Below are 12,241 nucleotides of genomic sequence, written 5' to 3'. Positions count from 1 at the left end.
CAGAATATGCGAAATGCGCGTAATGTGGAGGATTTTCGGTCTGGCCACTTCTGGCATGTGACTCGTGTTACAAACGGTTTGGGATCTCTTGATGATCCGAACCACTGGGAGTGTGCATGCCGATGTCAGTGACACGCCGCCAACTCATGACAAGGGCGGGAGCGGTGGGGGCGGGTATCGCCTTCACCGGCGCCATCGAGCAGTTGTTCGCCGGGAGCGCGTCCGCCGCGCCGACCGGCCGTCAGGACGGGTACGGGCCGCTCGTGCCCGACCCGGAGGGCCTGCTGGACCTGCCCCGCGGGTTCCGGTACACCGTCCTGTCCCGCGAGGGGGAGCCGCTGCGCTCCGGAGAGGGCGCGGTGCCGAGTCACTGCGACGGCATGTCGGCGTTCCCCGGCCCGCGGGAGCGGACCTGGCTCGTCCGCAACCACGAGAACAAGCCGACGGCGGAGCGCCGGGTACCGGCCGTCGACGGCGTCACCTACGACCCCCAGGGCCTCGGCGGCTGCACCGCGCTGGAGGTCGACCGGGCCGGCCGCGTCCACACCGAACGCGTCGCCATCGCCGGGACGGCGGTCAACTGCGCGGGCGGCCCGACCCCCTGGCACACCTGGCTGACCTGCGAGGAGACCGAGGACAGGGCCGGCACCAACGGCTACACCAAGGACCACGGGTTCATCTTCGAGGTCGACCCGTACCGGCAGGACCGGACCGTCCCCGAGCCGCTGACCGCGATGGGGCGGTTCGCGCACGAGGCGATCGCCGTCGACCCGCGCGACGGCACCGTCTACGAGACCGAGGACGCGTTCCAGAAGCCGTTCGGGCTGTTCTACCGGTTCCTGCCGAAGAAGCCGCGCGGCGGGTTCGACAGCCTGCGGGCCGGTGGACGGCTTGAGGCGCTGTGCGTCCCGGGCGTCCCGGACCTGTCGGTCGTGCAGGAGGCGGGCACGGTGTTCGACGGCGTCGAGTGGAAGAAGGTGCCCGACCCGCTGGCGCAGGAGACGCCGATCCGGTTCCAGGACTTCGGCTCCGGCGGCATCACGCACGCGCAGAAGCTGGAGGGCTGCTACTGGGGCGGCGACCGCGTCTACTTCGTGTCGAGCTTCGCCAAGACGAAGGACGGCTCCCAGGCCGACCACTTCGGGCAGGTGTGGTCGTACGAGCCGGCTCACCGCCGGCTGACCCTCGTCATCGTGTTCGGCCCGGCCACCGACGTCCAGAAGGCCGGTGAGTCGCCCGACAACATCTGCCTGGCACCGCAGGGCGGGCTGATGGTGTGCGAGGACGGCAACGGCGCGCAGCACGTGTTCGGCGTGTCGCGGAACCGCACCGTGTACCCCATGGCGCGCAACAGGCAGAACATCGGCACGGAGCAGGCGCCGGCCTGGGGCGAGTTCGCCGGCGTGACGTTCTCCCCCGACCAGCGGACGATGTTCGTCAACGTCTACAACCCGGGCACGACGTTCGCGGTCACCGGTCCCTGGCGTTAGATCCGGCCGCGTCAGGTCTGGCCCCGTCAGGTCTGGCCGCGTCAGGTCTGGCCCCGGTCAGATCCGGCGGAGCCGGACGCGCTGGACGGCGTGGTCGCGGTCCTTGTGCAAGACGAGAGTGGCGCGCGCGCGTGTCGGCAGGATGTTGGACACGAGGTTGATCTCGTTGACGTCCCGCCACACGCGCTGCGCGAACGCGGCCGTCTCGTCCTCGTCCAGTTCGTGCGCGTACTTGTGGAAGTAGGAGCGCGGGTCGGTGAACGCCGTCCGGCGGAGTGCGAACAGCCGGTCGATGTACCACTGCCGGATGTCCTCGACCCGCGCATCCACATAGATGGAGAAGTCGAAGAAGTCGGACACGCCAAGGGCGCCGGGAGGCGGGGCCTGCAGCACGTTCAGCCCCTCGACGATGAGGATGTCCGGCCGCCGGACGGTCTGCAGCGCGTCCGGCACGATGTCGTACTCCAGGTGGGAGTACACCGGAATCGCCGCCTCCGCGGCGCCCGCCTTGATCGCCGAGACGAAGCGGACGAGGGCGCGGCGGTCATAGGACTCGGGAAACCCCTTGCGGTCCATGATCCCGCGCTCGGACAGCACGGCGTTCGGGTACAGGAAGCTGTCGGTCGTCACGAGTTCGACGCTCGGATGCTCCGGCCAGCGCGCGAGCAGTGTCCGCAGCACCCGGGACGTGGTCGACTTGCCGACCGCGACGCTGCCCGCCACACCGATGATGAACGGGGTCGGCCGCACCTCGCCGCCGAGGAACCCGCTGACGGTGTCGCGGAGCCGTCCGTCCCCGAGGAAGAACAGGTTGAGCAGCCGGGACAGCGGCAGGTAGACCTCCTCGACCTCGGTGATGTCGATCGGGTCGCGCAGCCCGCGCAGCGCGTTCAGCTCGCCGGGGGTGAGCGGCAGCGGGGTGTTCGCGCGCAGGCCGCGCCAGGACTCGCGGGAGAGTTCCACATAGGGGCTCGGCATGCTGTCCCATCCGCTCGTCATGACTGAACACTATTCGCGCGGGTCGGCCCGTCACCGGGTTTTCACCGCCCGTTACACGCTAGCGCCGCCTGTTTCGCAGCCTGCGGGTAGGTCCAGGCCAGGACACCGAATAGAGTTGCCGCCATGTGCGGAATCGTTGGGTACGTGGGCGGCCGGCCGGCCCTTGACGTGGTCGTCGACGGGCTGGCGCGGCTGGAGTACCGCGGCTACGACTCGGCCGGGGTGGCCGTGCTGGCCGACGGGAAGCTGGCGACGGCGAAGCGCGCGGGCAAGCTCGTGAACCTCCGGGGCGCCCTGGAGGAGGAGCCGCCGCCCGCGGGGACGCTCGGCATGGGGCACACCAGGTGGGCGACGCACGGCCCGCCGAACGACCGGAACGCGCACCCGCACGTCGACTGCACCGGCTCCGTCGCGGTGATCCACAACGGGATCATCGAGAACTTCGCCGCGCTGCGCGCCGAACTGGAGGAGGGCGGGCACGGCCTGGCGTCCGACACCGACACCGAGGCCGTCGCGCACCTGCTGGAGAACGAGCTGAAGGCGGGCGGCGACCTCGCCGAGGCGATGCGCCGTGTCTGCCGCCGGCTGGAGGGCGCGTTCACGCTGGTCGCCGTGCACACCGGTGACCCCGACCTGGTCGTCGGGGCGCGCCGCAACTCGCCGCTCGTCGTCGGTGTGGGGGACGGCGAGAACTTCCTCGCCAGCGACGTCGCCGCGTTCATCGAGCACACCCGCGACGCGATCGAGCTGGGCCAGGACCAGGTCGTCGAGCTGCGCGCCGCCGGGGTGACGGTCACCGACTTCGACGGGCGTCCCGCCGAGGTGAAGGAGTACCACGTCGACTGGGACGTGTCGGCCGCGGAGAAGGGCGGCTACGACTACTTCATGCTCAAGGAGATCGCCGAGCAGCCGCGCGCGGTCGCCGACACCCTGCTCGGCCGGATCGGCGCCGACGGGCGGCTGCGCCTGGACGAGATGCGCATCTCCGACCAGGAGCTCCGCGAGGTCGACAAGATCATCATCGTGGCGTGCGGGACGTCCTACCACGCGGGCCTGATCGCCAAGTACGCGATCGAGCACTGGGCCGGGCTGCCCTGCGAGGTGGAGCTGGCCAGCGAGTTCCGCTACCGCGACCCGATCCTGTCCCCGGCGACGCTGGTCATCGCGATCTCCCAGTCGGGCGAGACGATGGACGCGCTGATGGCCGTCCGGCACGCCCGCGAGCAGAAGGCCAAGCTGCTCGGCATCTGCAACGTCAACGGGTCCACGCTGCCGCGCGAATGCGACGGCGTCCTCTACACCCACGCCGGGCCGGAGATCGCGGTCGCCTCCACCAAGGCGTTCCTCACCCAGCTCGTCGCCGTCTACCTCATCGCGCTCTACCTCGCGCAGGTGCGCGGCACCAAGTGGGGGGACGAGGTGTTCGCCATGGTGCAGCTCCTTGAGCGGATGCCGGAGAAGGTGGAGAAGGTCCTGGAGACCATGGAGCCGGTCCGCGAGCTGGCCCGGTCGCTGGCGGACGAGCACTGCGTGCTGTTCCTCGGCCGCCACGTCGGCTTCCCGGTCGCGCTGGAGGGCGCGCTCAAGCTCAAGGAGCTCGCCTACATGCACGCCGAGGGCTTCGCTGCCGGCGAGCTCAAGCACGGCCCGATCGCGCTCATCGAGGACGACCTGCCGGTCGTGGTGGTCGTGCCGCCGCGGGCGCGGGCCGTCCTGCACGACAAGATCGTGTCGAACATCCAGGAGATCCGCGCCCGCGGCGCCCGGACGATCGTCATCGCCGAGGAGGGCGACGAGTCGGTCGAACCGTACGCGGACACGCTGATCAGCGTGCCGGCCGTCCCGACGCTGCTGCAGCCGCTCGTCACGACCGTCCCGCTGCAGGTGTTCGCGTGCGAGCTGGCCACCGCGAAGGGCCACGACGTCGACCAGCCGCGCAACCTCGCCAAGTCCGTCACGGTCGAGTGAGCAGGCCGGCATATGGCTTGATTGACCCGGCATTGAACTAATGTGAGAATTGGCGTTCCATCGCCCTGTCGATTGGCGCGTCTGACTCACGGGGGTCGTGTTGCGTTTGATTGGTTCTGCCCACATCTCGTCACGGCTGATGATGACGTCCGGCGTCGTCGGAGCGATGGCGTTGATCATTCTATCTCCCATCGCTTTGCGGGGCCTGTTCGCGGGAATCGACGTTGACTGGCCGCTGCTCAGCAATATCGGCCAGACCTATGGGGCGGTGTCGGCATTGTTGGCGGCCGGCGCCTTGGTGGTGCTCGGATTTTCGGTGGCACTGCAGGCCAGGGAGGTACGGCATTCGCGAGAACAGGCCGCGCGCAGTACTCAGTTCGAATTGATGCGGATGATCCTCGATGACCCGGTTTACCGAGAGGTGGTGGGTTGGGGTGCTCAGGAGGGCTTGGCCTCCGATGAGTTCCGGCGAGACATTTATCTCAATCTGCTGCTGAACTGGTGGCGGATGCTTTGGGAGTTCAAGGACATGCCCGAAGTAGAGGTACGAGAGGCTGCGAGGCGGGACGTCTTCTCTGGGAAGGCGGGGCGTGACTACTGGCGTAGGCAGGGGGAGAAACGGCTTTTGTTTGCTAAAACGCGACGGGAGCGGCGATTCGAGGAAATATTCGCCGAGGAGCATGCGGCGGCGATGGTCGCAGAGCCGGTGGAGCCGCCGCCTGATCGGCGAAGGAACGTTCGTAGTGCGGCGGGTCGGCGAGCCGTGATTGCAGCGGCGTTGGGGGCGGGCGCCGTGGCGGGAATGGCCTGTCACCGTCTTCTGTGGCGCTCGCGGGCGGCGTAGCCCTCGTGGGAAAAGCCGAGGTCTTCGGGTAGAGGACCTCGGCTCGCTTCATCTTCCTGCAGGTTCTACGAGGTGCCCTCGTCGAACCTGCTCACTGGGACAGGTCGAATGCTCCTTCTTTCAACCGGTTGATAAAGCCGCTCCATTCTGCTCGGTCGAAGGTCAGGACCGGACTGCGGTCGCCGTGCTTGGCATCCCTCGCCCCGATGAGTCCCGTACACGGTAGTTCGGTTACCTCGACGCAGGTTCCGTTTGCACCACAGTGGGTGCTTCGCCGCCAACTATGCCCGATGACGTCGGAAACAGACACTTCGTGCCTTTCGGTGCTCTGAAGGCCACCTGCCGACTCGTTACCACAAGGCTCGCGCTTCGATGATCCGCTGCCGGGTTTCGGTGGGACTGAGCGCTTGGCTCGCAAGGCTGTTGTGAGCGAGGCGATACATATAGGTGACGCTCTCATCGACAAGGTGGCTGATGGTGATGCTTTCAGTGTGCACGATATCAGGAAAAGTGACATCGTGTGTCGCCGGGAATTCGAGAATAGTGAAGGAGTCTGCCATCACGCGGCGAGGAGCGTCCAATGGAAGTATCCGTAGAGTCACCTGCGGCAAGCCACTTGCAAAAAGCATTCGATCAAGCTGTTCACGCATCATCTCGTCGTTGCCTACTCGCCGTTTCAGTACGGCTTCATCGACGATCAGCACGAGCTGCGGCGGCTGTTGTCGGTACAGAACCTCCTGACGTCTTATCCGCACTTCGACGCGGCGATCGATTTCCTGCGGCGGGATTGTGGATATATCATTGTAGCCTTCGATTACACGCCGTGCGTACCTCCTGGTCTGGAGGAGGCCGGGGACGGAGTTGCCCTCCCACTGCCGAATGGTCCCAGCCTCGGATTCGAGGGCGATGAAGTTCGCGAGCGGGCTCGGCAGGTCGCGGTACTCCTCCCACCATCCGCGCTGCGCGGCGTCGTGCGCCAGGGCGATGAGGTCCTCGTGCCGGGCGCCGTCGATCTCGTACAGCTCCAGCAGCCGCCGCACGTCGCTGATCTTCGCTCCGGTCCGGGCGTTCTCGATCCGGCTGACCTTGGCGGTGGACCAGGTGAGCCGCTCGGCGACCTCGTCCCCGGTGAGACCCCGGCGTTCGCGCAGCCTCCGGAGCTCGGCGGCCAGCCGCCGCTGCCGGACGGAGGGACCTCGGGAAGTGCTCATTGCTGGGGCCTCTCCAGTCCCGGCGGACTGATCTGGGCGCATTCTGCCGCACCTCGGTGCCGCAGTGCGAATACATCGGAGCGGATGAGGAAGATTCTACGACCCATGATTCTTTTGCGCACGTGACACTGAAATTTGCGGCGTAAGTTGCAAATAACCTGCACGGACGCCGCACGAAGGGTTGCCGAACGCGTTCCCGTGGCACCCTAGGGGTGTGATCGACTGGGGGAGTCGCGGATGAGGTACGCGCACGAGGTCGGCAAGGTGCGGACGGCCGAGCGGGCCCTGATGGCCCGGCTCCCCGAGGGCACCCTCATGCAGCGCGCCGCCGCCGGCCTCGCGTCGGTCTGCGCCCGCGTCCTGCCCGCCGTGTACGGGTCCCGCGTCGTCCTCCTGATCGGCGGCGGTGACAACGGCGGCGACGCCCTCTACGCCGGGGCCGGGCTCGCCCGGCGCGGTGCCCGCGTCCAGGCCGTCCAGGCCGGCACCACGATCCACGAGGCCGGGCTGGCGGCGCTGCGGGCCGCGGGCGGGCGGCTCCTGGACGGCGGCGAGGAGCCCGCCATCGCCGCCGCCGACCTCATCATCGACGGCCTCACCGGCATCGGCGGGACGGGCGGTCTCCGCGAACCGCACGCCCGGTACGCCGCGCTGGCCTCCCGGTCCAGCGGAATCGTCGTCGCCTGCGACGTGCCGAGCGGCGTGGACGCGAGCACCGGCCGCGTCGAGGGCACCGCCGTCCACGCCGACGTCACCGTCACGTTCGGGACGCACAAGCCGGGCCTTCTCATCGATCCCGGAGCGTCCTACTGCGGAGTGGTCGAACTGGTCGACATCGGACTGGGCGCCGACCTGCCCGACCCGGACGTCGTCGCGGCCCTCCCGGCGGACGTCCAGCCGCCCGAGCCCGGCGCCGAGTCCGACAAGTACCGCCGGGGCGTCGTCGGCATCCTCGCGGGCGGCGACGCGTTCACCGGCGCGGCCGTGCTGTGCACCGGCGGCGCCGTCCACGGTGGTGCCGGGATGGTCCGCTTCGCCTCGGTCGCGCGCCCGGTGGAGCTCGTCCGGCACCGCTGGCCCGAGGCCGTGACCACGGTGATCGAGCCGGGCCGCCACAACGGCAAGGTCCTGGAGCGCATCGGACGCGTCCAGACCTGGGTCGTCGGCCCCGGCCTCGGCACCGGCGACGCCGCCGAGTCGCTGCTGGAGGCCGCCCTCACCACCGACCTGCCCGTGCTGGTGGACGCCGACGGCCTCACCGTCCTGTCCCGCCGCCGCGACCTGCTGCGCCGCGCCGCCCCGACCGTCCTCACCCCGCACGCCGGTGAACTGTCCCGTCTCATCGCCGCGGACCGCGAGGACATCGAGGCCGCCCGCCTCGACCATGTGCGCCGCGCCGCCGCCGAACTGTCCGCCACCGTCCTGCTCAAGGGCTCGACGACCCTGGTCGCGGAGGCGGACCGTCCCGTCCGCGTGAACCCGACCGGCACTCCCCGCCTGGCGACGGCCGGCACCGGCGACGTCCTGTCCGGCCTGATCGGCGCCCTGCTGGCCGGCGGCCTGCCGGCCCTGGAGGCGGCCGCGTCCGGCGCCTACCTGCACGGCCTGGCCGCCCGCCTGGCCGCCGCCCCGGCCCCGGGCCCCGAAGCCCCGATCAGCGCCTGCGACGTGATCGACGCCCTCCCCGCCGCCTTCCGCGGCGTCGCCTGACCGGCGGCGAACTCCGGGGCGGGCCCACGCGTCCTACCGGGTGTGGAGGGCTGACGGAGCGCTCACTGGACGGCGGCCTCCCGGGCCTGACCTGGCGATAATGCCCGGGCATTGCCGCCGGGACGGCACACTGGGTGACCATGAAGGTTCCTGCGGAGGCGCGCGTCGATCTCGGCGCCATCGGCGCCAACATCGGACTGCTGCGCGAGCGCGCCCGGGGCGCCGAGGTCATGGCCATGGTGAAGGCCGAGGCGTACGGGCACGGGCTGGTCGAGGCGGCGCGGGCCGCGCTCGCCGGGGGCGCGGCATGGCTCGGGGTCGCGAAACTGGCCGAGGCACTGCGGCTGCGGGAGGCGGGTCTCACCGCCCGGACGCTGACGTGCATCGGTGTGCCCGGCGAGCCGTACGAGGAGGCCGTCGCCCGCGACATCGACCTGACCGTGGGGGCGGTGTGGCTGCTGGACGAGATCGTCCGGGCGGCGGAGCGGGCGGGACGCCGGGCGCGCGTCCACCTCAAGGCGGACACGGGCATGTCCCGGGGCGGCGTGAGCGGCGGGGACTGGGAGGCGCTGGTCGACGCGGCGCTGAAGGCGGAGGCCGCCGGCCACGTGCGGGTCGTCGGGGTCATGTCGCACTTCGCCTGCGCGGACGAGCCGGGCCACCCGTCGATCGCCGCGCAGCTCGAAGCGTTCACCGCGATGGTGGCGTACGCGGAGCGCGCGGGAGCGCGGTTCGAGGTCCGGCACATCGCGAACTCGGCCGCCGCGCTGACGCTTCCGGAGGCCCGGTTCGACCTCGTCCGCCCGGGGATCGCGACGTACGGGCTGACACCGGTCCCGGCGCTCGGGACGTTCGGGCTGCGGCCCGCGATGACGCTGGTGGCGGACACCGCGCTGGTCAAGCGGGTCCCAGCAGGTCGTGGAGTGTCGTACGGTCACACGTACACCACTCCGCGGGAGACCAATCTGGCTGTGGTGCCCGTGGGGTACGGCGACGGAATCCCCAGGCACGGGTCCAACCTCCTGGAGGTCCTCGCGGGTGGCCGCCGCAGGACGATCGCCGGACGGGTCTGCATGGACCAGTTCGTCATCGACCTCGGCGACGACCGGCTGTCGGCGGGTGAGGAGATCATCCTGTTCGGGCCGGGCGACCAGGGCGAGCCGACCGCGCAGGAGTGGGCGGACGCGCTGGGAACGATCTCCTACGAGATCGTCACCCGCATCGGGTCCCGGGTGCCGAGGGCGTATCCGGGACGGGCGCTGTAGGGGGCGCGTGCATGGACAGCAAGAGCAAGCGCAGGATCGGCGTCCTCGGCGCCGTCGCGGGCATCGGCGCCGCGGGCGTGGGCGCGGCCGTCGGGCTGCGGCACTTCGCCGTCGGCCGGGTGCGGCTGCAGCCCGACCCGGACGCCGGCGAGCCGTTCGGCGAACTGCGCGGGCGGGAGCTGACCGTCGAGGCCGACGACGGCGTCCCGCTGCACGTGGAGGTGGACGGTCCCGACGACGCCGGGCTCACCCTGGTGTTCTGCCACGGCTACACCCTCAACCAGGACTCGTGGCACTATCAGCGCCGCGACCTGCGGGGGCTGCGGATGGTGTTCTGGGACCAGCGCAGCCACGGCCGGTCGGGGCGCAGCCGGCCGGCGCACGCGACGATCGACCAGACCGGCGACGACCTGTACGCCGTGCTGGGGGCGACCGTGCGCCCGGACGAGCCCGTCATCCTCGTCGGGCACTCCATGGGCGGGATGACGATCATGGCGCTGGCCGAGCGGCATCCCGAGCTGTTCGACCGGCAGGTCGCCGGGGTCGCGCTGGTCAACACCTCCTGCGGTGATCTGGCGGAGATGACGCTGGGGCTGCCGCTGGTGCTGGCGAAGGCCGTCCGGCCGCTGGCGCCCGGGACGCTGCGCGGCCTCGGCCGCCGCCCCGGCCTCGTGGACAAGGCGCGCGGCCTCGGCGCCGACCTCGCGTTCGTCATCACCCGGAAGATGGCGTTCGCCGACAAGTACGTCAGCCCGTCCGTCGTCGACTTCCTGGAGCAGATGATCAGGGCGACGCCGATCGACGTGATCGCGGAGTTCTACCCGGAGCTGATGGGCCACGACAAGAGCGGCTCCCTCGGCGTCCTCGGCAGGGTGCCGGTCCTGGTGCTGGCCGGGGGGCGGGACCGGCTCACCCCGGCCGGGCACTCGCGCCGCATCGCGGAGGTGCTGGCGGACGCGGAGCTGGTAGAGGTGGAAGTGGCCGGGCATGTGCTGCCGCTGGAGTGTCCGGGGGTGGTGACCGGCGGGCTGCGCCGGCTGGTCGAGCGCGTCCGGTCCGAGTACGGCGGGTCCGAGTACGACGAGGAGGAGCGCACCGCGTGAACGCGATCACCGTCACCGTCCCGACCGCGGCGGACATGCACGAGCTGGGCGTGCGCCTTGCCGGGCTGGTCCGCGCGGGCGACCTGCTGGTGATGACGGGTGACCTGGGTGCGGGCAAGACGACGCTCACCCAGGGCATCGGCGAGGGCCTGAAGGTGCGGGGCCCGATCACCTCGCCGACGTTCGTCATCGCGCGGGTGCATCCGTCGCTCGCGGGCGGGCCGCCGCTGGTGCACGTCGACGCTTACCGGCTGGGGGGTTTCGCGGAACTGGACGATCTCGATCTCGACGCGTCGGTCGCGGAATCGGTGACGGTCGTGGAATGGGGAGAAGGGCTCGCCGAGGGCCTTGCCGAAGATCGTCTGGAAGTGATCATTTCACGCGGAGCCGGGTCCGGCGAGGAGCGCGAAGTAAGGATCGTCGGGGTCGGTCATCGCTGGTCTGACCTGGAACTCGACGCCGGATGACAGGTGTCCGGCAACTTCTGCGTTTTTCGCCGGGCGGGTTGAGCCACTTTACGGTTGCGTGTCGTACTCTTTGCCGGAACGAACCCCACTACGCGACATATCGTTTTCCTCAGCAGGAGTGGAACCGGTGAGTGGTAGCGATCGCAGCGGCAGTGACCGCGACAGCTACCGCGGCTTGGGCGGTGGCCAGGGGCAAGGCGGCGGTTACCGGCCGGACGGCGGTGGATACGGCACGCCCTATCAGGAGGAGAGTGGCCCCTACCGGCGCGAGGCCGACCCGTACCAGCGGGACAGCGGTCCGTATCAGCGGGAGACCGGCCCGTACCAGACCGGTAGCGGCGATTACCGGTCCGGCTCCGGCGGATATCGCACCGACACCGGCGGCCATCGGACCGGCACCGGCGGCTACCGCGCGGACGGCGGCTACCCGCGCGGCAGCGGCGGATCCCGCACCGGCAGCCACCGGGTCGCGCGCAGGCGCCGCGGCGGACGGCACTGGGCCGCGATCCTCGCGGGGGCCGGCGCGGGCGTCGGCGTCTGCGTCCTCGCCGTGTTCCTCGTGCTGAGCGGCGCCGGCGCGGACAAGGAGAAGGACGGCGGCCAGATCGTCGGCAGCGGCGCCACCGAGAACTCCCCGGCGGCCAAGGGCGAGCGCACCCTCGTTCCCGACTCCTGCACGATCGTCGGGCAGGGCCTCATCGACAGGCTCGCCCCCGGCTCAGAGCGCACCCAGGCCGACAACTACCAGGGCAACGACCAGCAGAACCAGTGTGTGTGGGGCGCCTACACGGGCGACAACAAGCGCCAGCTCACCATCGAGTTGCGCACGATCGCCGGGAGCGGCGGCCAGACGCCCACGGGCACCGCCGTCAAGACGTTCATGGCCGAGCGCGCCGCGGACGAGTCCGGCAAGGCACTGCTGAGCGGCCAGAAGCTCACCGAGAAGATCCGCCTGACGGGCGTCGGCGACGACGGCTACATCGTCTACAGCGTCGACGACAAGCAGGGAGCGGGCGAGGCCGTCGGCAACGTCCGGCTGGTGAACGTCCTCATCACGATTCACTACTCGGGCTCCAACTCCGGCGACCCGCTGTCGTCGAAGGCCGCCACCGGTGGCGCCACCGAGGTCGCCAAGGCCGTGGTGGAGGCCCTCAACCAGGGCTGAGCCATTCCCGCCGACCGGT

Annotated in this window: 11 protein-coding genes; 8 read left to right on the top strand and 3 right to left on the bottom strand. The window is 70.2% G+C overall.

What is annotated here, in order from left to right; all coding sequences use genetic code 11:
• The first annotated feature begins 164 nt into the window (after nucleotides 1-164).
• A complete protein-coding gene (locus tag ACQP1N_RS30055) occupies nucleotides 165-1,490 on the top strand; it encodes an alkaline phosphatase PhoX (protein WP_217999826.1) in 1,326 nt (441 codons plus the stop codon).
• A gap of 57 nt (nucleotides 1,491-1,547) precedes the next feature.
• Here the strand turns inward: ACQP1N_RS30055 and coaA are convergent, their stop codons facing one another.
• Nucleotides 1,548-2,489 (bottom strand): type I pantothenate kinase, encoded by a 942-nt coding sequence (coaA, locus tag ACQP1N_RS30050; protein ID WP_084263005.1) that lies wholly within the window; start codon nucleotides 2,487-2,489, stop codon nucleotides 1,548-1,550.
• 123 nt (nucleotides 2,490-2,612) lie between these two features.
• Between coaA and glmS the strand changes: the two genes are divergently transcribed.
• Both glmS and ACQP1N_RS30040 read left to right on the top strand, forming a co-directional pair.
• Nucleotides 2,613-4,457, top strand: a complete 1,845-nt coding sequence (gene glmS, locus ACQP1N_RS30045; protein ID WP_067799268.1) for a glutamine--fructose-6-phosphate transaminase (isomerizing) — start codon at nucleotides 2,613-2,615, stop codon at nucleotides 4,455-4,457.
• A 139-nt stretch (nucleotides 4,458-4,596) separates the two neighbouring features.
• The gene (locus tag ACQP1N_RS30040; protein ID WP_433227765.1) at nucleotides 4,597-5,301 is read left to right on the top strand and encodes a DUF6082 family protein; all 705 of its coding nucleotides are present in this window, start codon (nucleotides 4,597-4,599) and stop codon (nucleotides 5,299-5,301) included.
• Between the two features lie 91 nt (nucleotides 5,302-5,392).
• Here the strand turns inward: ACQP1N_RS30040 and ACQP1N_RS30035 are convergent, their stop codons facing one another.
• Both ACQP1N_RS30035 and ACQP1N_RS30030 read right to left on the bottom strand, forming a co-directional pair.
• A complete protein-coding gene (locus tag ACQP1N_RS30035) occupies nucleotides 5,393-5,761 on the bottom strand; it encodes a DUF397 domain-containing protein (RefSeq protein ID WP_433227764.1) in 369 nt (122 codons plus the stop codon).
• Complete coding sequence (locus tag ACQP1N_RS30030; RefSeq protein WP_433227763.1) at nucleotides 5,652-6,512, bottom strand: helix-turn-helix domain-containing protein; 861 nt, start codon at nucleotides 6,510-6,512, stop codon at nucleotides 5,652-5,654. Before ACQP1N_RS30030 ends, ACQP1N_RS30035 begins: the two co-directional genes overlap by 110 nt.
• Nucleotides 6,513-6,749: 237 nt before the next feature.
• On the opposite strand from ACQP1N_RS30030, the gene ACQP1N_RS30025 reads away from it, so the two are divergent.
• From ACQP1N_RS30025 to ACQP1N_RS30005, 5 genes are all read left to right on the top strand, one after another.
• On the top strand, nucleotides 6,750-8,222 hold the full coding sequence (locus tag ACQP1N_RS30025; protein ID WP_433227762.1) for an NAD(P)H-hydrate dehydratase: 1,473 nt from the start codon (nucleotides 6,750-6,752) through the stop codon (nucleotides 8,220-8,222).
• Between the two features lie 140 nt (nucleotides 8,223-8,362).
• Nucleotides 8,363-9,487 (top strand): alanine racemase, encoded by a 1,125-nt coding sequence (gene alr / locus ACQP1N_RS30020; RefSeq protein ID WP_067799325.1) that lies wholly within the window; start codon nucleotides 8,363-8,365, stop codon nucleotides 9,485-9,487.
• 11 nt (nucleotides 9,488-9,498) lie between these two features.
• The gene (locus tag ACQP1N_RS30015; RefSeq protein ID WP_067799276.1) at nucleotides 9,499-10,590 is read left to right on the top strand and encodes an alpha/beta fold hydrolase; all 1,092 of its coding nucleotides are present in this window, start codon (nucleotides 9,499-9,501) and stop codon (nucleotides 10,588-10,590) included.
• A 35-nt stretch (nucleotides 10,591-10,625) separates the two neighbouring features.
• Nucleotides 10,626-11,057 carry a tRNA (adenosine(37)-N6)-threonylcarbamoyltransferase complex ATPase subunit type 1 TsaE gene (gene tsaE / locus ACQP1N_RS30010; RefSeq protein WP_084263007.1) on the top strand — a complete coding sequence of 144 codons (432 nt, stop codon included), beginning with the start codon at nucleotides 10,626-10,628 and terminating at the stop codon, nucleotides 11,055-11,057.
• Nucleotides 11,058-11,184: 127 nt separating this feature from the next.
• Nucleotides 11,185-12,222: a hypothetical protein gene (locus ACQP1N_RS30005; protein ID WP_131732697.1), complete on the top strand. Its 1,038-nt coding sequence runs from the start codon at nucleotides 11,185-11,187 to the stop codon at nucleotides 12,220-12,222.
• Nucleotides 12,223-12,241 lie beyond the last annotated feature (19 nt).

The sequence above is a fragment of the Actinomadura formosensis genome (assembly GCF_050948385.1).
Classification (GTDB): Bacteria; Actinomycetota; Actinomycetes; order Streptosporangiales; family Streptosporangiaceae; genus Spirillospora; species Spirillospora formosensis.
The sequence above is the reverse complement of the archived record's forward strand: the minus strand, read 5'-3'. Positions and strand labels throughout refer to the sequence as shown.

Bases quoted from the DNA above. Each gene is read 5' to 3' on its own strand.
- ACQP1N_RS30025 (WP_433227762.1), top strand. From the start codon at position 6,750: ATGAGGTACGCGCACGAGGTCGGCAAGGTGCGGACGGCCGAGCGGGCC.
- tsaE (WP_084263007.1), top strand. From the start codon at position 10,626: ATGCACGAGCTGGGCGTGCGCCTTGCCGGGCTGGTCCGCGCGGGCGAC.
- alr (WP_067799325.1), top strand. From the start codon at position 8,363: ATGAAGGTTCCTGCGGAGGCGCGCGTCGATCTCGGCGCCATCGGCGCC.
- ACQP1N_RS30035 (WP_433227764.1), bottom strand. From the start codon at position 5,761: ATGAGAGCGTCACCTATATGTATCGCCTCGCTCACAACAGCCTTGCGA.
- ACQP1N_RS30040 (WP_433227765.1), top strand. From the start codon at position 4,597: ATGATGACGTCCGGCGTCGTCGGAGCGATGGCGTTGATCATTCTATCT.
- coaA (WP_084263005.1), bottom strand. From the start codon at position 2,489: ATGACGAGCGGATGGGACAGCATGCCGAGCCCCTATGTGGAACTCTCC.
- ACQP1N_RS30030 (WP_433227763.1), bottom strand. From the start codon at position 6,512: ATGAGCACTTCCCGAGGTCCCTCCGTCCGGCAGCGGCGGCTGGCCGCC.
- ACQP1N_RS30015 (WP_067799276.1), top strand. From the start codon at position 9,499: ATGGACAGCAAGAGCAAGCGCAGGATCGGCGTCCTCGGCGCCGTCGCG.
- glmS (WP_067799268.1), top strand. From the start codon at position 2,613: ATGTGCGGAATCGTTGGGTACGTGGGCGGCCGGCCGGCCCTTGACGTG.